This window comes from Bdellovibrio sp. SKB1291214 (genome assembly GCF_002209355.2).
GTDB lineage: Bacteria > Bdellovibrionota > Bdellovibrionia > Bdellovibrionales > Bdellovibrionaceae > Bdellovibrio.
The window spans coordinates 2,628,176-2,652,142 of the sequence record NZ_CP106855.1; the positions used below are offsets into that span (position 1 = coordinate 2,628,176).

The 23,967-nt window shown below is 45.3% G+C and carries 19 protein-coding genes; 12 read left to right on the forward strand and 7 right to left on the reverse strand.

Going from position 1 to position 23,967, the window contains the following annotated elements; translation table 11 throughout:
- Positions 1-16: 16 nt before the first annotated feature.
- The 4 genes from B9G69_RS13035 (at position 17) to B9G69_RS13050 (ending at position 3,634) form a co-directional block, all read left to right on the forward strand.
- Entirely contained in the window at positions 17-2,167 is a 2,151-nt protein-coding gene (locus tag B9G69_RS13035; protein ID WP_088617309.1) for a 3-hydroxyacyl-CoA dehydrogenase NAD-binding domain-containing protein, read from the forward strand.
- Positions 2,168-2,339: 172 nt separating this feature from the next.
- Positions 2,340-2,705, forward strand: coding sequence for a DUF6404 family protein (locus B9G69_RS13040; protein ID WP_088617310.1), 366 nt, complete (start codon positions 2,340-2,342; stop codon positions 2,703-2,705).
- A gap of 4 nt (positions 2,706-2,709) precedes the next feature.
- Complete coding sequence (locus B9G69_RS13045) at positions 2,710-3,099, forward strand: hypothetical protein (RefSeq protein WP_088617311.1); 390 nt, start codon at positions 2,710-2,712, stop codon at positions 3,097-3,099.
- Between the two features lie 136 nt (positions 3,100-3,235).
- Positions 3,236-3,634, forward strand: coding sequence for a hypothetical protein (locus B9G69_RS13050; protein ID WP_088617312.1), 399 nt, complete (start codon positions 3,236-3,238; stop codon positions 3,632-3,634).
- Positions 3,635-3,641: 7 nt separating this feature from the next.
- On the opposite strand, the gene B9G69_RS13055 is transcribed toward B9G69_RS13050, so the two are convergent.
- Positions 3,642-5,453 carry a glycoside hydrolase family 15 protein gene (locus B9G69_RS13055; RefSeq protein ID WP_088617313.1) on the reverse strand — a complete coding sequence of 604 codons (1,812 nt, stop codon included), beginning with the start codon at positions 5,451-5,453 and terminating at the stop codon, positions 3,642-3,644.
- 50 nt (positions 5,454-5,503) lie between these two features.
- On the opposite strand from B9G69_RS13055, the gene B9G69_RS13060 reads away from it, so the two are divergent.
- Entirely contained in the window at positions 5,504-7,678 is a 2,175-nt protein-coding gene (locus B9G69_RS13060; RefSeq protein ID WP_265438057.1) for a bifunctional alpha,alpha-trehalose-phosphate synthase (UDP-forming)/trehalose-phosphatase, read from the forward strand.
- A 32-nt stretch (positions 7,679-7,710) separates the two neighbouring features.
- On the opposite strand, the gene B9G69_RS13065 is transcribed toward B9G69_RS13060, so the two are convergent.
- Positions 7,711-9,141, reverse strand: coding sequence for a peptide MFS transporter (locus B9G69_RS13065; RefSeq protein ID WP_088617315.1), 1,431 nt, complete (start codon positions 9,139-9,141; stop codon positions 7,711-7,713).
- Between the two features lie 107 nt (positions 9,142-9,248).
- On the opposite strand from B9G69_RS13065, the gene B9G69_RS13070 reads away from it, so the two are divergent.
- The 5 genes from B9G69_RS13070 to B9G69_RS13090 all read left to right on the forward strand — a co-directional run bounded on the left by B9G69_RS13070 (position 9,249) and on the right by B9G69_RS13090 (position 17,751).
- Entirely contained in the window at positions 9,249-11,999 is a 2,751-nt protein-coding gene (locus B9G69_RS13070; protein WP_088617316.1) for a zinc-dependent metalloprotease, read from the forward strand.
- Positions 12,000-12,148: 149 nt separating this feature from the next.
- Positions 12,149-15,070, forward strand: a complete 2,922-nt coding sequence (locus tag B9G69_RS13075; RefSeq protein WP_088617317.1) for a response regulator — start codon at positions 12,149-12,151, stop codon at positions 15,068-15,070.
- A 153-nt stretch (positions 15,071-15,223) separates the two neighbouring features.
- The gene (locus B9G69_RS13080) at positions 15,224-15,871 is read left to right on the forward strand and encodes a hypothetical protein (RefSeq protein ID WP_088617318.1); all 648 of its coding nucleotides are present in this window, start codon (positions 15,224-15,226) and stop codon (positions 15,869-15,871) included.
- Between the two features lie 47 nt (positions 15,872-15,918).
- Positions 15,919-17,013: a TIGR04552 family protein gene (locus B9G69_RS13085; RefSeq protein ID WP_088617319.1), complete on the forward strand. Its 1,095-nt coding sequence runs from the start codon at positions 15,919-15,921 to the stop codon at positions 17,011-17,013.
- 3 nt (positions 17,014-17,016) lie between these two features.
- Complete coding sequence (locus tag B9G69_RS13090; protein WP_088617320.1) at positions 17,017-17,751, forward strand: lysophospholipid acyltransferase family protein; 735 nt, start codon at positions 17,017-17,019, stop codon at positions 17,749-17,751.
- 2 nt (positions 17,752-17,753) lie between these two features.
- Here B9G69_RS13090 and B9G69_RS13095 read toward each other — a convergent pair whose 3' ends face one another.
- The 5 genes from B9G69_RS13095 to B9G69_RS13115 all read right to left on the reverse strand — a co-directional run bounded on the left by B9G69_RS13095 (position 17,754) and on the right by B9G69_RS13115 (position 21,218).
- Positions 17,754-18,293: a hypothetical protein gene (locus B9G69_RS13095; RefSeq protein WP_088617321.1), complete on the reverse strand. Its 540-nt coding sequence runs from the start codon at positions 18,291-18,293 to the stop codon at positions 17,754-17,756.
- 144 nt (positions 18,294-18,437) lie between these two features.
- Positions 18,438-19,409 carry a phospholipase D-like domain-containing protein gene (locus B9G69_RS13100; protein ID WP_088617322.1) on the reverse strand — a complete coding sequence of 324 codons (972 nt, stop codon included), beginning with the start codon at positions 19,407-19,409 and terminating at the stop codon, positions 18,438-18,440.
- A 241-nt stretch (positions 19,410-19,650) separates the two neighbouring features.
- The gene (locus tag B9G69_RS13105; protein ID WP_088617331.1) at positions 19,651-20,031 is read right to left on the reverse strand and encodes a hypothetical protein; all 381 of its coding nucleotides are present in this window, start codon (positions 20,029-20,031) and stop codon (positions 19,651-19,653) included.
- An 81-nt stretch (positions 20,032-20,112) separates the two neighbouring features.
- Positions 20,113-20,859: a TfoX/Sxy family DNA transformation protein gene (locus B9G69_RS13110; RefSeq protein WP_088617323.1), complete on the reverse strand. Its 747-nt coding sequence runs from the start codon at positions 20,857-20,859 to the stop codon at positions 20,113-20,115.
- A 95-nt stretch (positions 20,860-20,954) separates the two neighbouring features.
- Entirely contained in the window at positions 20,955-21,218 is a 264-nt protein-coding gene (locus B9G69_RS13115) for a hypothetical protein (RefSeq protein WP_088617324.1), read from the reverse strand.
- A 291-nt stretch (positions 21,219-21,509) separates the two neighbouring features.
- Between B9G69_RS13115 and B9G69_RS13120 the strand changes: the two genes are divergently transcribed.
- Both B9G69_RS13120 and B9G69_RS13125 read left to right on the forward strand, forming a co-directional pair.
- A complete protein-coding gene (locus B9G69_RS13120) occupies positions 21,510-23,531 on the forward strand; it encodes a response regulator (protein ID WP_254917109.1) in 2,022 nt (673 codons plus the stop codon).
- A gap of 182 nt (positions 23,532-23,713) precedes the next feature.
- Positions 23,714-23,944: a hypothetical protein gene (locus tag B9G69_RS13125; protein WP_088617325.1), complete on the forward strand. Its 231-nt coding sequence runs from the start codon at positions 23,714-23,716 to the stop codon at positions 23,942-23,944.
- Positions 23,945-23,967 lie beyond the last annotated feature (23 nt).

The window sequence follows — 23,967 nt, forward strand, 5'->3', positions numbered from 1 at the left end:
TCTAGGAGTTACACAAATGTCTATGCTAGAAAGTATCAGAATTAATCCTCAAGGTGAGATCGCAGTTGTTGAGTTCGACCTTGTTGGTGAAAAAGTTAATAAATTCTCAACACCGGTGATGATGAGACTGAAAGACGTGGTTGAAGAGCTGCGCAAGTCTTCTTACAAAGCGGTGATCTTTAAATCTATGAAGCCTAAAATCTTTATCGCTGGCGCGGATATCGAAGAGATTAAAGGCATGACGACACATGATCAGTTCAACGCTGCTGTTAAAGCCGGCCAAGAAATCATGAACATGGTGGAAGATCTTCCAATGCCAACAATCGCGTCTGTGAATGGCGCGTGTATGGGCGGTGGTTGTGAGTTTATCATGTCTTGTGATTACCGTATCGCTTCCGATGATTCTTCAACAAAGATCGGTCTTCCAGAAATTCAATTGGGTATCTTGCCAGGTTTCGGTGGGACTCAACGTATGCCTCGTATCATTGGTTTGCAAGCAGCATTGGATATCATCCTTGCTGGTAAGGCAGTGAATTCTAAAAAAGCTTTGAAATCCGGCTTGGTAGATAAAGTAGTTCATCCAAATCTTTTGGATGAACAAGCTATCAAATGGGCGAAAGAAATCATCGCGGGTGGCGCTCAAAAACGTCGCAAAAAATTCCAACCGCAAGGTTTGGTTAACAAAGTTTTGGAAGGCCCTGCAAAAGGTGTTGTTTTCAAAAAGGCTCGTGAAGGCGTGATGAAGGCAACGAAAGGTCATTATCCAGCTCCGTTGAAAGCTTTGGATGTGATCCAGAAGACTTACGGAATGAGTGACCGCGATGCGGGTATGCGCATTGAGCGTGATGGCTTCTGTGATTTAGGTGTGACTCCTGAATCTAAAAACTTGATCCACGTTTACTACCTAACCGAAATGGTTAAGAAGCAAACGGGCGTGTCAGGTGTGAATGTGAAACCTAAAGAAGTCAAAGGCCTGGGTATCTTGGGTGCAGGAACTATGGGTGGCGGTATCGCTTACGTAGCTGCAGACAAAGGTGTTCAAGTTCGCATGAAAGACTTGAATCCAGATGCATTGGCGAAAGGTTTGAAACATGCCAGTGACCTGTGGATGAAGTTGGTCAAACGTAAATCCATCGATAAATATCAATTCCAACAAAAAATCGACGCCGTATCGGTGACGACAGATTACTCTGGTTTCAAAAACCTGGATGTTGTTGTTGAAGCGATTGTTGAAGACATGGGTATCAAGCAAAAAGTCATCGGCGAGTGTGCAGGTCAAATGCGCCCTGACGCTATCATTGCGACGAACACATCTTCATTATCGGTGACAGAAATGTCCAAAGGTCATCCACGTCCTGAATACTTCGCAGGGATGCACTTCTTCAATCCGGTAAATAAAATGCCACTCGTTGAGGTTATTCGCGGGGAAAAAACTTCGGACGAAACTATCGCGACGATTTTTGAACTAACCAAGAAAATGGGTAAAATGCCGGTTGTTGTAAAAGACGGTCCGGGTTTCCTTGTGAACCGTCTCCTTTTGCCATACATGGCCGAAGCAGCATGGTTGATGCAAGAAGGTATGAGCATTGAAGTCGTAGACAAAGCCTACGTAAAAGACTTCGGTATGCCAATGGGTCCATTCGAGTTGATGGATGAAGTTGGTTTGGATGTTTGTATCAAAGTTCTAAAAATCTTCAAAAAAGCTTTCGGTGAGCGCATCGAAATGGCGCCTTGTATGGAAGCTCTTGAGAAGTCGGGCCGCTTGGGTCGCAAGAATGGTAAGGGTTTCTACACTTACCAAGCAGATGGCAAACGTGGTGACGTCGATCAGACGGTTTACGGTGCGTTGGGCTTGGGTACTCCAAGCAATCCTCTGCAACCAAAAGAGTGCATCGAGCGCGGAGTATTCGCTATGGTGAATGAGTGCTCTCTTGCCTTGATCGAAGATCATATCGTCGAGCTTCCACACGAAGTCGATCTAGGTATGATCATGGGTACGGGCTTCCCGCCATTCCGTGGCGGTTTGCTGAAGTACGCAGACAGCATTGGCTCGCAATATATCGCTGATCAATTGGCGATGTACGCAAATACACGCAATGCAAAACGTTTGAAGCCAGCGACACCGCTGTCGAACATGGCCAAATCAAACGCTAAATTCTACAAGTAATCGCCCTTCGTAAAGGAGTCCTATCAAGAAATTGAGGGGCTTCGTTGGAATTGCGAAAGCTTGGAAAATATCCTTACTAAACCGAAGCCGGAGCGAAAACTCCGGCTTTTGTTTTTGTTGGATATAAACGAGGATATATGTGAATATTTTCAGAGGGAAAAAGGGGGAGGCTATGACATACGCCGAAAAAGTTGTTGCTTGGAATTCTTACGCGAAGACCAAAGAAGTTCCTCATGCCTATGCTCAGTTCCCAAGCTTTCTTGGCATCAAGCTAGAGCGCGAGCCTGCGCCACTGATCTTGAGTTCCTCTTCAAGAATCGTTTTTTACCTCGGGGCTAATTTCGCCTTGCCCTGGGGTCTGGTCATGTATTTTCTAAGCTGGAGAAATTCCTCAGTGCCAGTCTACGGCATAGTTTGCGGTATTTTCTTTGCGGGAGTCAGCTATGGCGCTATCATGGCCTATTTGATTTTCCGCCAAAGAAAAAGAATCGATGTAACAAGCTGGGAATCATTTCATCCTGTCGATGTGATTGCGTAAACCTATGAAGAAGTGGCTGGTTGGCTTTGTAGTCATGTGTGCCGTTTACGGCGAATCTTACGCGCAATCAAAGGACACATCTAGTGATAGCGCCAGTCGAGTCTTCGCCAGCGTAATGAGTCCATCTAAGAAAGAACGCCTTTATCAATTCCGCGTACGACTGCAGTGCGAGTTTTTGCAGAACGAGCATGTTGGTATGAAAGATAAAAAGTTCGAGTGGGATTTAGTCGGGATTAAAAAAGGCGAAAGCTATACTGACGCTGACGGCAGGGTCACAATTACTGTTAAGACCGCAGAGACACCGACATATTTAGATATTTATTATAAGGATAAAAAGCACCACTATGGAGCGTCTCCTGTGGTCATCGTTAATATCCAGGATTGCGAAATCTAAAAAATCGATACGATGGCCAGGGGATAACTGTGCTCTTCGACAATCTTGATACTCCTTGCTTGCTACTAGGGGAATGGATTCCCTGACTTGAAAGAATACATCTTTGGAATGCTTCTTGAGTGGCCTATTATAGGGAATGCAAAAGAAACGTCTTATGATCTTATCGTTGGCGCTCCCGTGGGTATTTAATTCCGTTCCCGCCTATGCGCAGACATCAAAACACACGGTCAGCGTGGATCGCATCTTTAGTGCGCGGCCGCGGTCGATGTCTTATCGATATGTGGTCACTATCACATGCCAGGATGCCGGCGAAAATATCCTGCAACAGCCGGTTAAGAATTCTTCTTTTGGGTGGAGAATCGGGGGGCAGATAAATACCTCCACCACAGATTCTAACGGTCGTGCTGAATTCACACAGACCTCATTTGATGGAAAGTTGGCGGAGGTTTTGGAGCTTGTCTATAAGGACAAAACAATGATCTTTACCGCTGCTCAAGGACTACAAACGATCCCCGTCGAGCAGCGGTGTCGGTAAGTCAGACCTACTCAACTAAAAACGAAGGTTTCTTGTTCGCTTTGTCGATGGCAAAAGCACAGTTAATCACACCCACGTGACTGTAGGTCTGAGGAAAGTTCCCCCATTGGCTGTTGGTTTCGACATCAAAGTCCTCAGCCAGCAAGCCCACATGGTTGGCAGCAGTGCCTGTTACATGTTTTAAAAGCTCGGCAGCTTTTTGTTCCTGTCCTGTCGCTGCGAGTGCTTCGATGTACCAGAAACTGCAGACCAAGAAAGCTGATCTTTGCAAGCCAAAATCATCTTCGTGGCGATAGCGCACCAAGAATCCTGGCGAGATCATTAATTCCTTTTCAATCGCAGCAATTAAATCATGAGCCAATGCCGGCGGCTTATCGTGGAAATATCCAATTGTAATCAGCTGCAGAATGCTCGCATCCAAATGCTCGGTATTAAGCGCCTGAGTGTAGGCTTTCTTATTTTTCGAATAAGTCTGCTCAAGCAACTCGGCAGATTGCTTCATCGCCGCTTGGGCTCTTTCCTCAAGACCGGTGTTACCAATTTTTCGTGCAACAGATCTTGCAGCAGCAGCGCCAGCCCAGTTGAACATCATCGCATAAGAGTGCTGAGCTTGTTTGCCACGGAACTCCCAGACGCCGTTGTCGGGTGTGGTGATGTATTTTTCTAAATACGTTAACGTCTTTTCAACCAAGCGGTGAGAACGAATGCCTGATTTCGCATTCACGCGTTCGTCGGTATACAGCTTAAACAAAGCCATTAGGATTTGCCCATAGGCATCGTGCTGAATCTGCAAGGCTGCTTGGTTGCCGATACGGACAGGTTTATTGCCCATGTATCCGTCAAGGTTTAAAATTTCCTCCGTCAGTTCGGCAGAGCCATCAATCCGATAGCAGGGTTGTAGGCTTACCAGGCTTTCAAGATCAATATTCTCGATGAAGCTCGCATACTTTTCCATTTCCTCAAAATGACCCAAGGAGTTCAGCGCTGATAAAGTGTAATAAGTGTCGCGCAACCAGCAAAAGCGATAATCCCAATTACGTCCTTCACCAGGAATTTCTGGCAGGCTTGTTGTGCAAGAAGCGATGATAGCACCCGTGTCTTCGTATTGATGAATTTTCAATGCCAGGGCCGAGCGAATCACTTCTTGCTGGAATACTTGCGGCAGATGGCAATGCTCGATCCATTTACGCCAATAAGATTCTGTGCGTGTGAAGAAATCTTCAAAGGTTGTTTCAAGAGGTCCCTCAAGAGGAATGCCCCATGATAAAACAAAATAAATATCGTGATCTAAAGTAAATGGCTGTTCTTCAAGAATGTATGTGAGCGATGCATTCGTTGTAAGGCGCACAGGTTGCTCCAGGCCTTCGTAACGGATGTGATTACTGCCCATCATGATCCCTGGAACCGTTTCTCCGTATTTTCCACGAGGGTGGCATTTTGCGACGATGCGCGGTCTCCCTGAAATCTTTTTTACTTTGCGGAAAAGCATAAGGGGTTTATGATATCTTTCGAACAGTGTGAATCTGGGCGCGAAATCAGTCACTTCATAGACGCCCTCCTTCGTCTCAATGCGAGTGCGAAGAATATTGGTGTTCTTGAGATAACTTTGTTGGGATGTGAATTCCGCAGAGTGAGGCTTTAGAGAAAATTCTCCGCCTCGGTCTTTATCAATCAAGGAACCGAAAATAAAACTAGAGTCGAATCGAGGCCAACACATCCAGCTGATGTTGGTGTTTTGATCTACCAGTGCTAAGTAAGCACAATTTCCGATCAGGCCTTGGTGATATCGATGATTGACTAAATCTGAATGAGAACTCATCGCAACCTTTCTGTGATGTTCTTCTTTGAAACGGAGGAATGATGTTAAGAATGCCCCAACGGATCTTTGTGAGCAATAGGTTGCCGTACAGCATAAACGAAAATGGTGAACTCAAAAGAGGCAGTGGCGGATTGGTTTCTGCTCTGATGGGAGTGAGTAAGAGTGAAAGCTTCTCGTGGTTTGGCTTTGAAACCGACGAGAATAATGCTCTGTTAATGCACAATATGGTTCGCAAGACCGAAGGCAACGTCAATTGTTATCCCGTTTACCTCGATAAAGAGGTTTACGACAAATACTATAACGGCTTTGCGAACGATATCTTGTGGCCCTTGTTCCACTATGAAAGCCATTTGACGAATTTTGATCGCAAAAGCTGGGAGTGCTACCGAGAGGCCAATCAAGTGATGGCCCAACAGATTGCCGAAATTGCGCAAGCGGGTGATACAGTCTGGATTCATGATTTTCATTTCTTTCTTTTGCCTAAGATGTTGCGTGAGTTGTGTCCCGGGGTCAGAATTGGATTCTTTCTTCACATTCCTTTTCCGGCCGCCGAGTTATTCAGACAAATTCCTGTCCGCGAAGAACTACTTGATGGCGTCTTAGCCTGCGATTTGATCGGCTTTCACGAGCACTCTTACCTGCGTCAGTTCATAGTGACCTTGAAAATGGTGATGGGTGTAGATGCAAACTTTATCCAAGCACAACATGAAGGACATCGCACTCAATTGGGTGTCTATCCCATCAGCATTGAAAGCGATGAGTTTAAAGAAAAAGCGGAATCTGACCAAGTTCGCAATAAGGTCGAAGAATACCGTCGCAATCAATCAAATCCCTTTGTGATCGTGGGAGTGGATCGGTTGGATTACAGTAAGGGACTTGAGTTAAAACTGCGAGGCTTTCAACATGCTCTGGATAAATACCCAGAGCTGCGTGGGCAGATTTCTTTACTCCAAATAGCTATTCCCACTCGTGAAGATGTTCCTGCTTATATGAATATACGCCGAGAGGTCGAGCACATGGTCGGTAGTATCACGGGTGCTTTCGGTACACCTTCGTACAACCCCGTTCATTATGTTTATAACTCTGTCAGCGAAACGGAACTGTTGGCCCTGTATAGGTCTTCGAATGCGATTTTAGTGACCAGTAAACGCGATGGTATGAATTTGGTTGCGATGGAGTACGTCATGGCTCAGGATTTGGCAACTCCGGGTTCCTTGATCCTCAGCGAGTTTGCAGGCGCAGCCTCTTTATTGAGTGATGCCTTGTTGATCAATCCTTGGGATGTTGATTCTGTCGCCGATGCGATTAAAAAAGCTTTTGATATGAGTTTTGAAGAACGAAATGACCGCATGTCGCATCTGCAAGAGATTTTGTCCAAGTATTCTTCGACAAGATGGGCGAAGGGGTTTTTAGCTGACCTAGAGGCCACTGTTTTAACTCCCGCCCATAAACCGAAAAGTTTATCGGCAGAGGCCCCATCATGGAGCAGCGACTTCACCCAATTTCTGACTCAACGTCGACTTCAAGTCTTACTTGATTATGACGGCACATTAGTGCCGATCGCTAAGCGACCTGAACAAGCTCAGCTGTCGCAAGAAACGCGCGATGTACTGACGGCTTTAGCTAAGAAATGTGATTTATATATTTTAAGCGGTCGCAATCGCGAGTTTTTAGATGCTCAGTTCGCGGGTTTGAATCTAAACCTATCGGCGGAGCACGGGGCCTTTGTGAAACTTGCGGGGCGGGATTGGAACACGCGGATTTCATCCGACATCAATTCCTGGTATCCTCACGTGGAAAAAATCATGAGCGATTATGCGGAAAAAGTTCCGCTGTCTTTTGTTGAGCGAAAAAATGCAAGTTTGGTATGGCATTTCAGATTGTCGCCTCCGGATTTCGCTGCCTATCACAGTAAAAAGATGGACGAAGAGCTGCAGTTAGGAATGTCAAATCAGCCGGTCACAATCAACATGGGTAAAATGATCGTCGAGGCTAAAGCCCTCGAGTGTAACAAGGGGAACTTTGTTCGTTGGCTGCAACAGCGATACCGCGATACCCACATTTTGGCGGTGGGCGATGACAGAACGGATGAGGATATGTTTGCTGCTGTGGCTGACGTTGGTTTATCCGTGAAGGTCGGAGACGGCGTCACGATTGCACAGTATCGACTGAAAGATCAAAAAGAAGTCGTGTCCTGGTTGCGTAATCTGGCAGATAAGATATGAAAAAAAAGGGTGCAGAACACACCCTTTTTTTGTTAAACAGTTATTTCAGCTTGAGCGCCAATACTGGAGCTTGATTTACCCGAGGTTTTCGGTGCGGGCCCGTCGTCTTCCGTGTTCAAAGATTTAGTCAGAACCTTGTTGCTGATGAAGAATAGGATTCCCGGAACAAAACCCAGGGCTGCCAGCAACAGAAAGAATTCTTCCTTAGGCATCTTGTCGTAAAGTGCTCCAATCCATCCAGAAACCGTGTTTCCAAAGAAAGAGGCCAAAAACCAAACACCCATCATCATAGAAACAATTTTCTTAGGGGAAACTTTTGTAACCAATGAAAGACCAATTGGTGAAAGGTAAAGCTCACCAATAGTCAACATGAAAGTCGAGCCCAACAACCACAGGGCCGACCCTTTGCCGTCACCGACGGATTTTGCACCTAAGAACATGACGATCAAAGCCGCCGTTCCCAAGAAACAACCAATGGCCATTTTCATAGCTGTTGAGTTTTCCTTGCCACGACGTGCTTGCCACAACCATGCGCGGTCCAAAATTGGCGCGAACATAAAGATAATCAATGGATTGAATGATTGGTACCATGTCGATGGCATTTCCCATCCAAAGAAATTCCAGTCTGTTGACTGGTCAGCCCACAACTGCAGAGTGTTACCTTGCTGTTCGTAAACTCCCCAGAAAAAGATCGTGACTGCACAGAGGAACGTCAAAGCCCAAGTGCGTGTCCAATCGTTTTTGGATAAAGGCTTAGCAGCTTCTGCTTCCACTTCTTTGATCGACATCTTGTGTTCAGATGAAGGCAAGTGTTTGCCGCCAAAGTGATAGATCACTAAGCCTGCAAGCATCCCGATTCCTGCAGCTCCAAAGCCCCAGTGCCAGCCGACTTTCTGACCTAATGTTCCGCACACAAGCGGGGAGAAGAAGGCACCCAAGTTGATACCCATATAGAATAACGTAAAGGCCCCATCACGGCGTTTGTCACCCGGAGCATAAAGATCACCGACCTGAGTAGAAATATTCGGCTTGAAGAATCCATTACCCGCAATGATGAACAACAAAGCCAAAAAGAACATGCTTTCAATAGCCATCAAAAAATGGCCGATGGCCATCAAGATACCACCGACATACACCGAACGGCGCTTCCCCCAGTATCTGTCGGCAATGATTCCGCCGAAAAATGGCGTAAAATATACAAGCCCCATATAGTAACCGTAAATATGGGAAGACAGTGCTTGAGCAGAAACCGGTCCAAAAAAGTATTCGATCCCGCTTTTCAGTGCTCCGTAGCCCCAAACATCTTTGCCCTTATCAGCCTCGATAAAAAGGTATTGAGCCATATAGAGCACTAGAAGCGCTCTCATCCCGTAAAACGAGAAACGTTCCCACATTTCAGTGAAGAAAAGTGTGAACAGGGGGCGGGGGTGTCCAAAAAATGTTTTCTCAGAAGTTTGAGCCATAAGCCTCTCTGTACATAATGTTGACGATCACTACATTTTTCCAATCCGACTTTTGATCTTGGCCTTTTTTTGAGATAAAGACACCTGAAAAATGGAGGGGTCCCTCGATGTCCTTTTCTCGTAACATTTTATTCTTCGGCGCAGTGCTTTCAATTCTCGTTGTAACCGGTTGTACAAACGGGTTCGACGTGAATCCTCTCATAGAGAAAAAGCAGGCTCCGAAGCAGATCGTGGACTCCTTCTCAATTCCCGGGACGCAATCTGCTGAAATCGCGGCTCAGTGCGAAAAAGCCACGTGCTTAACCATTAATAAATCATCTTTGGGTAAGATTTTTTTGCTGATCTCCTCCGGTAAAACGGGTGGTTCAACGCCGCAATGGTATGATTTGAAGCCTCAGGTTGTAAGCTTTGAAAAGTCTGGCAGCCGCTTGGCCATGCTTGGCCAAAACTACAACAGCATTTACGAAGAGCTGCAAACACAGAGCTTAATCCAAACGTTCCGTATCGTGGGTGAGGACACAGAAACGATCACTTTTGATTGGGGTCGTGGCCTTAAATCATTGATTGCACAAAATGCATACGACGTGGATTACGGGACCGGTATGAATGATCCGTTAACGGAAAGTTCGGTACCTGCAATCCCGGTTATGGATTCTTACACTCGCAACATTAAAATTGCGAACAACAGCATCGAGCTGAATCAGATTTCTAAAATTCAAAGCCTGCAAGGTGAAGTTGCCGCTAAAAATAAAATCGGTATGGAAACTCGTGAAGAAACTTTGGATATGAATATCCAAATCAGAGCCTACCGTTTGGAATCTAAATTCAAACCTAAAGAGTACGATGCATCCCGCTCAGTCGGTTTCTTTGTCACTCGTGTCGCGCGCGCATCTATGAGTAAAGATGCCATTAAACTCATTGCGAAATGGGATCTCTCTGAAGGTCGCGAGCCAATCACCGTGCGTGTTTCTGCTGCAGTTCCTGAAGATTACGTGCAAGCTGTAAAAGAGGGTGCTCTTTACTGGAATAAGGTATTCGGTAAGGAAGCTGTGGTCGTTGAAACCGGGGTGGATCCGCAAGCAACTCCCAAGGACCATTCTATTATGATCCGTTGGGTGACGTGGTTGGATGCAGGGGCCGCGTATGCGATCAGCCAGTCTGATCCTTTGACGGGCGAGCTTTTGCGCGCTCAAGTGTTCTTGCCTTCGGTATTTACGAAAGTAGGTTCTGGAGAGCTGGTGCAATTGAACGGTGGTTCTCCGGTGGCAACAGGCGCGATCGCGTGTGATTTCACGGGTAAAATTCAAGAGCTTCAAAAAATCACGAAAGAGGCTTCGACGTCGCAAAGACTTCGCTTAGCTCAAGATTCCGTTCGATCAACCGTGGCCCACGAGTTGGGTCATGCGATGGGACTTCGTCATAACTTTGCGGGTTCATTCTCTGCAAAAGCGACGACGAAAGAAATCTATGACTCTGCCAAAACATACCTGAAAGATCCAAATCATCCAGGTATCGAGACATCAACAAGCATCATGGACTATGTCAGTGGTATTGACGACGTATTGAATTCAGCACGCATCAAACACGCTGCTTTATCTTACGACAAAATGGCGATGGACTGGGCGTACTCAGATAATGACGAGGCTCTGGATTCTAAGATTTCTCAGTATTGCACTGATGAAGATATTGGTCTTGCAAACAGCCAAGGTATGGCCATTTATGGCTGCGAGCGTTTCGATAACGGCAATAATCCTTTGTTAAGAAAATACCTAGATGGCCGTGACGAGAAAGCAAACCTTGTGAAAGTTCTTTTTGCTTCTATTATCGGTCGTATGTATCCGGGTGATCAACCAGAGGTCGTGAATAACTTAGACGCAGTTATTAATGACACTTATAAATGGGGCAAAGCTGCGATTGATCTTTCCTTTGTTGGTAAGGCCCTGTTTAACACTTCAGAAATTATCGGTAATACGGCAGCTGGTATGCCCGCCTTGGTATCCTTGGATGCGGTGAAGAGCGGCAACGTCCTTGCAGCTCGTACGGGACAGGATTCTGCCATGACGGATTTGCGTCTGGCTCATTTGGCGGATGCGGCTAAGTACCTTCAAGGTATGGATGGTGTTTCTGATAAAGTGGGTGGATACGCGGCAATGCTTAACGGCCTGTTACGAAATGCGCAAGGTCAAATCGACATGGACTGGTTCGTTAAAGAAGTTCAAGCATTAAAGAATAGCGGTGTCATGGCTAAGGGTAAAACTTTGGCAGGTCGTGAGTATTCGTTAACAGAAGAGCAACAGGCTAAGATTTTAAAATTCTATAGTGACATCCAAGCTGATAACGCGAAAATCATCTTCTCCGCGGTTCGTGAATTGCTTCCGATTATTCAAGGGCAGGTGAAGGGTGATGATGGTCGCGTGAAAGTGATCAACAAAATCTTGCCAATGGATATCGTGAAACAAGCTGATTCGGATATGCTTGGCAATATCGCGCTAGATTTAATGTTAGCAAGTAAAGAGACGATCGACGTTCAAGTCGGCGAGGCGGGGGCTATCAAGGCTCAATTGCCAATTCCATTCTTGAACTCGAAAGAGCGTATTTCATTATTAACGTTGCTTTCATCCCAAGGACTGTCATTCCCTATGGATATGAAACGAGCGCAAGTTCGTGCTTCACTCGCGGCAACGGTGAATGAGTTCTTAGCGCAAATCGACTCATCATTGGTAATTGATACGATGTCAGAGGCTGACCAATCTGCACTTTCTGACAAGCTATTAAAAGCAGGTCTGATCGATGCGACTTCGGCGAACTGGATCGTGGCACAGGTCAGAGTTCTTCAAGCTTTGACATCGCTGAATTAGTTTTAAAGCAGACAAAATGACTCCGAGATGTGCTTCGCAACACTTCTCGGACTTTCTGATGATGTAATAAATTGTTTACTGTCTGAATGCTTCAACATGAATTGCTATACCAAGGAAAAGAAAGATAATTTTCCTTGGTGGTAATTCATATGTATTTAAACTCGAAACAGTTTGCCGAGCTTATCTTAAAAGAAAAAAGTTATATCAAACAGACTTGGCTTCAGTCCGTGCGAAGTCAGCTTGTGCAATCGAGACGTTTTGATGATGCCACGATCATTGACTCTCTTGATAAATATTTGATTGAGGTTGCAGACGCCCTGATTAGTTCTGCTTCCGTCAATCAGATGTCTGACTTTGTCGCAACCGCCAGAGAACACGGCACGACTCGCGTCCAGCTAGGTTATCAAGTCAGAGAAGTTGCCTTAGAATACTCCCTTTTAAGAGAAGTGATTTTATTACTCCACGAAAACGGTGAAACTCCTTCTGCCGAGGCTATTAAGCAGTTTAACAGAATCAATGACGCTGGATTGATTAACGCCGTAGAAGAATTTTTAGGACTCACTGTCATTGCTGTGGAGCGCGCCGCACGTCGTGAAGCCGAGGCCGCTCAAACCATGCTAAGTGAGTTTTTTATGCAGGCTCCAGAGCCCATGGTTATTTTGAGTGGACCCAACCATGTGTTCAAAGTCGCCAATCAACCTTACATTGATTTTGTCGGCCGAAATCCAGTGGGGAAGTCAGTGCGGGAAGCTTTTTCGGAGGAAGAGGCCGGTGGGTTCTTCCAAATATTAGATGAAGTCTATCGCACGGGCATTCCTTATATCGGTCGAGAAATGTTGTTTCGCAGACAGAGTTCGGAAAACTCCAGCGAGTTCACCGATCACTATGTGAACTTCGGATACTATGCATCTCGCGACTGCAAAGGACAGATTAATGGAATCCACGCCATCATAAATGATGTCACAGAACAGGTTAAATCTCGTAAAATGTTAGAGAATGCAAAAAACGTGGTCGAGCATGAAAGGAAAAACCTCGAACACCTTTTTAAACAAACACCTGAAATATTGTGTGTCCTAAAAGGACCGGATCTTATTTTTGATTTCGTGAATGATTCGCATATCCAAGTGGTGGGATTCAACACCACAGGACTTTCACTACGAGAAGCTCAGCCAGAAGCCGTGGAAATTAATGACCGGGTTTATGATGTCTACAGGACGGGTAAAACCCTGAAACTTTTTGAAGAGCCCGTCACCGTAAAGGACAAAGTCCGCTATTTTAATATCACTTATGCGGCTCGCAGAGATCTCAATGGTGTCATAGATGGGATCATGGTTCTGGGTAACGAAGTTACCAACGAAGTTCGGGTTCGAAAGACCTTGTCGTTGCAAAGGCATGCTTTGGAACTTGCGATGACCAATGCGCCGCTTTCCAATGTCCTTGATGTCCTGACGAAAACTTTAGAGTTTCAAACAGGAGGAAACCTGTTTGCTTCGATTCTAATTGCGAACGAACAAGGTACACATCTGCATCATGGTTCGGCGCCGAATTTGCCAACAGCTTACAACGAAATGGTGAATGGAATCCCCATAGGCCCTGATCAAGGATCCTGTGGTACGGCGGGTTACCTTAAAGAGTCAGTCATTGTTCAGGATATTGCTCATCATCCTTCTTGGCGACTCTATAAGAACGAGGCTTTGAAATTTGGATTAAGAGCTTGCTGGTCTTTTCCGATACTTTCAAGCCATGGCAAGTTATTAGGCACATTGGCTCTGTATGCGTCGGAGCCTCGGGCGCCGACGGAGCGAGAAATTGACTATGTATCCGTAGCAACTCAGACGACGGGATTGATTTTAGAACGCGATCTGGAAGTGACTCAGAAACGTCTGGCTGCGGAGGAGGCAGAAAGGGCAAATGCCGCGAAATCCGCATTCCTCGCTAATATGTCCCATGAAATTCGCACTCCACTGGGAGCGATCATGGGATTTTCAGAGTTGGCGAAAGAAGAATCCGCAAAGGCAGAGGATGTGCGCTCCTATTTGGGAGTGATCGAAAGAAATTCAACTCAGGTGCTACGGATCATTGATGACATATTAGACCTTGCTAAAGTGGAGGCCGGTCGCATCAGTCTGGAAATGATGAAGTTTCCGCTGACAGAATTTTTGGCAGATTTTGCGTCACTGATCGGTTTTAGAGCAAGAGAAAATGGAATTCGTTTTGTTATTAAAGCAGAAACCGATCTGCCCACCTTTATTGAAACAGATCCCACAAGGCTTCGACAAATCTTAACCAACGCCGTGGGGAATGCCGTTAAGTTTACAAGCCACGGCTCAGTAACCTTGAAAGTCAGTTTTGAAAATTCATTCCTGCGGTTTGCAGTGGTGGATACGGGCCGAGGAATCAGTCAAGAGCAAGCCGCTCAACTTTTCCAGGCGTTCGTTCAAGCCGATGTGTCCACGACGCGAAAATTTGGAGGGACGGGACTTGGTTTGATCCTGACAAAAAAACTCTGCCAACTTATGGGTGGCGATTATGTTTTAATTAAAAGTGCCCTGGGGAAAGGTTCTGTTTTTGAAGCTTCTATTCAAGTAAAGGTTCCGGCGGAAGCCAAGCTCATGAACAGGCAAGGCGTGGTATTCAAAAATTTTGTCGAGCACACCCCTAATGCGAAAGCCGGGCGCCTGGATGGTGTTACGGTTTTACTTGTGGAGGACTCTCCTGATAATCAAGTCTTGCTCAAGCTCATCTTAGAAAATCAGGGGGCATTGATAACGTTGGAATCCGACGGCTTGGCTGGGATAAAAAAGGCCCTTCAGGGGCGCGAATTTGATTTGATACTAATGGATATTCAAATGCCTATTATGGATGGTCACGAGGCCGTGAAGATTTTAAGAAAGCGCGGTTATAAATCACCTGTGATCGCCTTAACGGCTCATGCAATGCGGGAGGAAGCAGAACTGGCTTTGGCGTCGGGATTTACTGACTTTCTTTCTAAGCCCGTCAAGAAAGAAACTCTTGTTTCCACTGTCGCTAAATATACGCCCAAAGAAGTTCCCCGAGATTTGGATCTATAAGATTCCGCTGAACTAAACATGGTCAATTGCTTCCCGAAATTGTCAGTGGCTGTGGGTCTGTCTCATTGTGATACGCTTATCTGGCTCCAAATCAAATAGAACCCTGGCACGCTTGGTCCAACCCTTGCCTCTAGTGTGATCAGGAGGCTTTTTATGAAAACTTCAATCCTTACTAAACTAGCTCTAGGTGCGGTGATGGCTTTGTCCATGGGACTCGCGGCCTGTGCAAAGAAGGGTGAATCCTCCGTGCGAGTCGCTAAACGTGGTGGTGAAATCACAACAAGCTCCACTTGCTCAACGGGAGCATCTTCGGTCGGCCGCATCTATAATCAAAGCAATCAAGCCGCTTTTGAAAGCGCAGTTAAAATCTTCGTTTCAACGACTCTGCCAGGAACAAGCTTTGGTAGTATCGATGCTTCCGGGCAAAGTGCCAATGGAGTCTTCTTAACGATGAATCTTCGTTTTGATTCTTCAGGGAAGATCGATAAATCTGCGTCTAAGGTTTTGGTACAAATTAAAGATTCGTTTGTCGGGCAAGTTGACTCTGCAACGGGTAAAGAAATTCCAGCCTACGAAGTGCAATTCGTGACGGCTTACGCAGGGACATTGAATAAATCTGCGAGAACATTCAATGTGACTTTCCAAGATAATTTGGGTTGGATCGCCTTCAGCGGTACTTACGACAATAACAATGCTTGGGGTAATGTTTACTTCCAGAACTACTCTTCCGTCGATGGCAGCTCTTTGGCCCAACAAACAATGGGGTCATTCTGGGTGCCTTCATGTGGCCTCTTTAACTAGAGCGCTGCGTCTTGCTTGAGCCTCTATCCCCAATAAGATAGAGGCCAATGCCTCAACGTTTTTTATTCGATTCTTCCAGTCTGGGTTCAGTTGTCGGCGGTCATTCCGCACTCGATATCCCTAAGCTTAATATCCAGTCCTTGGATGAAGCTTCTGCATTCCTACTTAGTTATGGTTTCGATGTTAGTCAGCAAAGCGTTGTTGAGAAGCTTTGGTATTATCACCGTCGCGCTTTGGTGTTGATGGTTGAAAAACTCGGATTCAACGACGCCGATATCCCTGAGCTGTTTTTGGACCCCAAAAAACTAGGAGACATCCGTCAGCTGCTTTTATACGCAAGTTCAAGTGATCCAGATCAAGTGAACTTGCAGCGCTGGGCCTGCGCGATTTTGCGGGGGATTCACGTCTTCGTGCATGCAGAAAATGATCTCTTCAGTTCTTTCACCGAAGAAATTCAGTCGCAGATTCTGACTCCATTTCAAGATGCGATTTTTCATGATGGCGCCACTCATCGCACTTATTTGAAATGCAGTGGAGAAAATCAAGAGGCCATCGAACTTTTGGGGTTTGAGGTCAAGCCGTTTAAAACATCATCCAGCACTGTTATTAAGTTGTTGGCAAAGCCCGACGCTTTGGCGATGAAGATTTTTGATAAATTGGGAGTGCGTTTTGTCACCCGCAATTTATTTGATACCTTCCAAGTTGTCAGATTTTTGGTTCGTGAAAACGTCATCAGCTTTCCGCACATTATGCCGGATCAAAGTTCCAATAACTTGTATCCCGTCGATATATTCATGCAGGTTTGCCAGGAGTTAGCACAACGTTTAGACACGATGGATGAAGCAACAATTCAGGCGGCATTCGATCAAAAGCTGAACGAGATGGGTGACAGCGTAAAGTTCTTGCGAAAAGAGAACAACTTTTCTGGTTCCGATTATAAATTTATTAAATTCATTTCGCGTAAGCTGATCCATATCAAACCTCAAGGGAGCAAAGAGGCCTTTAGTTTCTTTTATCCATTCGAGGTACAGATTATGGATCAGTCAGCTCATGAAAAAGTCCTCTCTGGACCCTCTGAACATGAAGCTTATAAAGAGCGTCAACGTGTGGCTGCTCGTAAACGCCTATTTCCTGAGAGTTAAATCATGTTTCTAAAATTGCTTTCCTATCCACGCACTCTTTTGGGAACTCTTCTGTTGCCAATTCACACCGTATTTTGTTCTGCATTGATGGTCTTAGTCACATTCATTTATCCGAACCGATGGTTGGAAGATCAAATCGTGTATTTTTGGACCCGTGTTGCTTGTTGGATGTTTGGCGTGAAAGTCGTGGTGAAGGGTTTTCACAAAGCTTCGAAGGGTGGATATCTTTACGTTTTTAATCACACCAGCTTCTTTGATATTTTTGCGATGTCAGGCTATCTGGGAAGCTTCCGTTTCGGAGCTAAAATCGAGCTTTTTAAAATTCCAGTTTTTGGTTGGGGTATGAAGCGCGCAGGAATTTTACCTATTGCGCGCAATCGCCGCGAGGAAGTTTTCAAAGTTTATAAAGAAGCTGAAAAGCGCATTGCCAATGGCGAACGGTTCGCACTGGCTCCAGAAGGCACTCGCCAACATACAGAAACATTAGGACCTTTTAAATCAGGTCCCTTTATCTTTGCAATTAATGCCAAGGCGCCGATCGTTCCTGTGATCGTGAAAGGTGCTGCGGCTATTATGCCCAAGGGAAGTTTCCTTCCGAATTGGGGAGTCTGGACTCGCACAATCACCTTAGAGGTTTTGCCTCCCGTGGATACCAGTGTTTACACCGTCGAGCAGCGGCCTCAGTTGCAGGAGCATGTTCGTAATCTCATGCTCCCTTATTTTCCAGACGCTAAATAAATCTAAGCCGTGTGGTGAAGGGGATAAGGATGAAGAACTTGCTCGAGTCTTTGGCGAGCTCTTTCCTTTAAATTTCCTGGCAAGTGAGCAGCCGTTCGCATGAATGCATCTCGCGAGTGAACGTCGCGGAAAACCTGATCATAGAATTGAGCTGAAAAATTACCTAGAGCGTATTCCGTGTCAGCATTCACGTGTTTTTTGAAAACCGGAAACACATAAGCTTGCTGATTGGAATTATAGGTATGAAGCAGATGAGGAATGTTGTCGTCGTCATGCGGGTCCAGCGCATAGCTTTTCAATTTCGACATCACCATTTCTTGATTGCGAAGTGAGCTTTCAAGAAAATTCGTTGATGTTGCAAACTGCTCAACCGCTGCATACAGAGAGACCTGTTCTGCCAAGAATAAACTGTTGAGGTGGCGGATAAGGTCGTCCAAGAAAATCTTTCTGCTGTATTTGTCTTGTTTTGGAAGTCGGCTGATGTGCTCCGCTTTTTTTAGGGCTGAAGTGTGTTGTGCGTTCAAGTAAGCGTACAAATTCATGGGATAACTCCTTTATCCAGTAAAAACTTTGACTGAACTGTTCATTAGCAAATCCCTCGCCAGCTTGAACTGCCAATTGATGGCCTCTGAACCCTTAAAAGTCCAAAAAGTCCACGCGTTTTCTGGGGAGTTTTGCCCCAATGGTTAGATGGAAATGCTGCTGGTGTATTCTTTGTGGTTTTTACGAACAGAACGAATGGTTTTCTGAAGATGCTTGGTAAGATTTGTCGCCAGGGTGGGATCTTTTAAATGGATGTAAAGTTGCGGATGAACCTCAACGTCTTCGTGAAGCCAGTTGCCGGTTCCTAGCATCACTTCTTTGTTGTCCATAACAATGTACTTAGAATGCGTAAACAGCGTCCCTGGTCCGTAATGAAGGTCCTTGATCCCGGCGTCTGATAATCTCTCCGCAGTGCCGCGTGTACGACGTACATAGCTTAAAGCAAATGCATCGTGGTGATGAATCAGACCCGTGATTTTTACTTTGCGTTTGTGAGCGCGAATAAAAGCTTTTTCGATTTCGCTAATATGAAAAAAATAAATTGAAAAGGCCAAAGATTTTTCGGCCCGGTCAATCATATCAATCAACACATCCAAAAAGATTCCGTCAGCAATCATCGGTGGAGGCAAGATCACACCGCCATGGCCTCCGCCGTTCCAGTGAAACTCAAAATATTTATTAAATCCTGCAATCGCTTTTTTATCGGTTAACAATAAATTTGTTTCGTGATTCTTTAGGATCGATTGCTGAGTGAGGTTCGTAGATCCGAACAAGAGATATTTGTTGTCGATGCAAAAGCCCTTGGCGTGAGTCGCACCATACACCACTTCAATCCCGTTGCTTTTTAAGTATTCTGCTGTCACCAGATTTCGCGCCGAAGTTTCGCGGTGACCTTCGATATACAGACGGATGCGAATCTTTTTACCCAAGGATTCTTTGATCTCAATCAGAGTTTCAGCAATTTCGAAAGGCGCTGACTTGCGATTAATTTTACCCGTGGCGCTGCCAATCGCAAAAGAATACTCCATAATGTCGATGCTTTTCTGGGCCTTGTTGAGCAAGGTCAAAAGTGTCGGTAAATAGGCTGTATCTGCGATAATTTGAGGAGACGCCATAACGTTATATTACGGGCGCTTCGCAACTGAATAAAACGGCACGGTCTATTTATGTTATCAATCAAGACCCTGCTGGAACTTTGTCGGTGGATATTGGCAACAATAATAGCGACCCGTTCGACCAAGACCCCAAATATGATGCCTGGTTCGGGATCGGCAAATAAAAAAGGCGCGACCTGGTATTGATCCGCGCCTTGAGCTTGCACGTCGGCGTTGCCGGTGCTGTATTCAAATCTGAAAACTACTCTTTTGAAACTACGCAAGTTCCTTCAACAGTTTGTTTGTTGATCAAAAGTGTTTGTTGGTAAGAACCTTTTTCGCCGCGAACAGATTTGAATGCGATAGAGTTTTTACCTGATACTCCCCAGAACTCGATCACTTCAAGTTCGTCGAATTTATAGTAAGAACCAGCTGGGTAGTAAATGTAAGAACCGTTTGCAGAGGCTTTAAACTCGTCAGAGCTTACGCCAGTTGCTTCAACAGTCCCAGTGACTGTGCGGCCTTCAACATTCAGGTTCGCTGTAACAACAGCATCACCAGCTGTGCAGTGTACATCCATTTGAGATGCGTGAGCAGCAGTGGCAGACAAAGCGATCAAAGAAGCGATAACTAGAGATTTCATAATCCCACCTTTCACTATAAGTGTCCTAACGACCCCAGAACTATCCTCCCATTCCAGAAAACGAGTCAAGATCAAAACAGATCAGGATTTTAAGCGGTCGCGAAGGGTTTTCATGTAGGCGCGGACCTCGGATTTCTGTTGCTCAGACATTCCACCAAAATCTTTGTTCTCTAAAGCGGTGATAATAGTATAGGCGTACATCGAGTGATTGGTTTTAGGGTGAACTTTTACCAATTTCACCATGGTTTTCTGCCATCCCAGTTTCTGCATTTGCTGCGGCGTCTTAATTCCGGCATCATGCAGCAATTCTTCGAGCACGGGACCGATGTTTTTCAGGTCCGAGAGTTTTTTGGCCTTTTGCAGCACCAGCGTGGGGTCATCATCCGAAAACATGCGCGGGTGGCGAGTGTCGATTTTTTCATTAATTACCAGCTTTGGTTTTTTAGATTTTGCGTCTTTAGAGGTCTTTTTCTGTTTCGGGTAAGAGCCCCAGATGCTATGCGGTCGCAGAGCTATTTTTAAAATATCAGAAACCCATTCCTCGAATCCTTCCGTTTCGATCGGAAGATAAAGCCATTTAGGTAAAATCTTGTGGGGTTTTAAAATCGGGAATTGCGCTAAGGCCTGGGCTTGGCTGTCATGCTCCACCGGGAACATGCATCCATTCCAGTTGATTTTATCTTTGGGTTTATCGCCAGCTTCGAAGGTGATCAGGATGATTTTTTCGTCCAGATAATAAGCAAAACCGCCAAACATGGATTTACGACGATATCCCTCCTCAGGGAGGAGGTCCTCAATCCATTTTAATTCCAGCGGTTCTTTAGCCATGGATATTATTTAGGGGCGAAAGCGCTTGAATGCAAGAAACACCGGAGCGAGTCGATAAGTTAAGACCCTGGCGAAATCACCAAGGTCTTAAAAGTTTATTCTTGATCCGTGTTATAGCCACGATCATAAGAACGCGGCTCTGTGATGCGCTCTTCAATATAGATACGCTCTGTGGGACGTGTGCGCTCTTCCATGTATTCGCTGGCACTTGCTTGGCGGGCGCGACGGGCTTCATTCGTTGTATCCATTTTCGCCGGGCTTGAGTTGCGATCTTGTAGGACAGTTTCCAAAAGGGATTTTTCAGCGTGTGCGAAACTGAACATCATCATCGTTATTGAAAATAGGATTAGCTTTTTCATGGAACTTCCTCCTTGGGGTGTTCATGATTTTATGATTCTCTTTCTGGGCATTTTCGACCAGTCCTGAATCGGCAGATGATGGCAAGAATCACATGCAAACCTATTGGTGATTAGACAAATTCGTCGCATATTTAAGGGGTAAAATTATTCAACGCGGCAGCTAACACTTTCGACAGAGTGGGGAAACAGACCTCTGTATTGCGAGTGTGCAAGGTATTTGACAACCGTCGAATATTTCTTGAAGTGTGCGCTTAACCTTCGTTACAAAGTGCCTCTGGGGAAAATTGGATTGTGTTTAATTTCTGGAAAAACCTCTCTGTCGTAAAGAAACTTTATATTGTTGTCGGCGGAATGGCCCTATTGATTGCTCTTGAGTTGGGGACGCTGGTCTTTGCCTTGACGACGCTGTCTTCGGTCCGGGCCTTTGTGGGGGGAGAGGGGCTTTGGTCGAAAGCTCAAAAGAACGCGATCCATTCCCTCACATCTTATATTTTTACTAAAGACAAAACTTACTATGATGATTTCCATGCTCATATGCAAATTCCCTTGGGAGACCGTCACGCCCGCTTAGAACTGATGAAACCTCATCCAGACATCAAAGAGGTCTATGCAGGTTTTGCGCAAGGGGGCATTCATGCGGATGACATCCCGGGTGTTATCCGTGTGCTGCAAAGGTTTGGAGAAATTTCCTATATCAAAGCGGCCGTGACGGCCTGGACTAAGGCTGACAACTTGCTGGATGCTCTGATTAAAAAATCAGAAGAACTGCGCCTCCTTTTTTCTGAACCCTCCATTGATCAGGAAAAAGTAAAAAAGATTTTAGCGGATATTAATCGTTTGAATGCTCAGCTGACAGAGTACGAAACAGAATTTTCGTCCGTGCTAGGGGAGGGTTCCCGTTGGCTTGAGAATCTATTAATGGTGTTGTTGATCCTTGCTGTGGCAACGATTGAGGGCACAGGGTTGTTGCTGACGTTTTCATTTGCAAAAAATTTGAACCGAAGTCTTTTGGAACTGAATCACGCGACCTCCGAAATTGGCAAAGGGAATTTAGGCATGACAGTTCCGGTTCATTCCCGGGACGAGTTAGGACAGCTGGCTGAATCTATCAATAAAATGAGTCATGACTTGGATGCGAATATTTCAAAGCGCCTGCTTGCTGAAAACGCCAATCAAGTAAAGACCTTATTCCTTGCAAACATGAGTCATGAGATTCGTACGCCCTTGGGTATTATCTTAGGAATGACAGAAATTCTTAAAGATCCCCAAGTCAGTGAAGAGGAAAAAAGAAAATACCTGGATGTGATCGAAAGCACAGGACATAATCTTGCGCGTTTAATTAATGATATTTTAGACATCACAAAAGTAGAATCAGGCCATCTTGAGGTTGAATACGAGGCTGTCCAGTTAGAGGGTTTGATGCAAGAAGTGGATACCATGATGGCTCTGAAGGCTGCCAAGGCCGGTACCGCTTTGAAATTCAACCTTCAAGACCGTCTGCGAAAGATGGAAGTTGCAACCGACCGGAATCGTTTAAAACAAATCCTGGTGAACCTTATTAATAATGCGATCAAGTTTACACACGATGGTCAGGTTCAGGTTGATGTCGGAACGATTGGGCAGGATATTTATTTTGAAGTTTCGGATACGGGCATTGGTATCCCGCAAAGTATGCAGAGCAGTTTGTTTCAGAACTTCTTTCAGGCAGACACCTCGAGCACTCGTAAATATGAAGGGACGGGGTTAGGGTTGGTGCTTTCTAGAAAGCTTGCGCGATCTTTAGGTGGTGATGTGGTGCTAAAACGAAGTGCGCCAGGTGAAGGGTCGGTATTTAGATTGACCATCCCTCAACGCGAGGTTGATCAAATTCCTGCCAAAGAGACAGAAAAGCTTTCAGAAGAATCCAAACATTTCCTGCGCGGGTTCAGAGTTCTGATTGTCGACGATTCGGAAGACAATCAAATCTTGATTCAGCATCATTTGAAAAAATATGGTGTCGTCTGTGATACTGCGTCTGATGGAGTGCAAGCAATTCAGAAAGCTCAGGATAATCCCTTTGACGTGGTGTTGATGGATATGCAGATGCCGCAAATGGATGGGTATTCTGCGACTCGCAAGCTGCGCGAAAACGGCTATCAAAAACCTATCGTAGCATTGACGGCGCACGCGATGAAGGAAGATCGAGACCGCTGCATCAGTGTGGGTTGCAATGACTATCTGACAAAACCCATCGTGTCTGAACAGCTCTACAAAACGCTTTTAGAACTGACTCACAGCCACCCGGGAAACATGGTCCTTTCCAAGGCTAAATAGTCCTGCTAAGTAATCATCACACACTTTAGAATAACTGCTCGGTGTCTGCCAAACTTTGGCCAGATGCTTTTAAATTTAACATTCCTTCGCAATTGGGTCCAAATTAACCCCAAATACTTATGGTAAGGAGTTTGCATTCCGAAAAGGTGGTATCATTAGATAAGATCGTTAGGAGTACAAAGATGAAAAAAGCACTAAAAATCCTTACAGCACTGATCGCAATGAACTTCCTAGCTGCATGTGCAACGACAACTCCAGAACACCACGCTGCTCAAGAAACTGTGACAGTATGGGAAGTTTCTGAAACACCCTTCTTGCGTGCAGTGAAAAAGAATATCACTGTGAACGGTGACAAAGCTCAAGAGGTGACATCGCAAAATCCCATGAAGGCGAAAGAAACAAAGACACGTTAGTCTTTATTTAAAATCTCAATTTG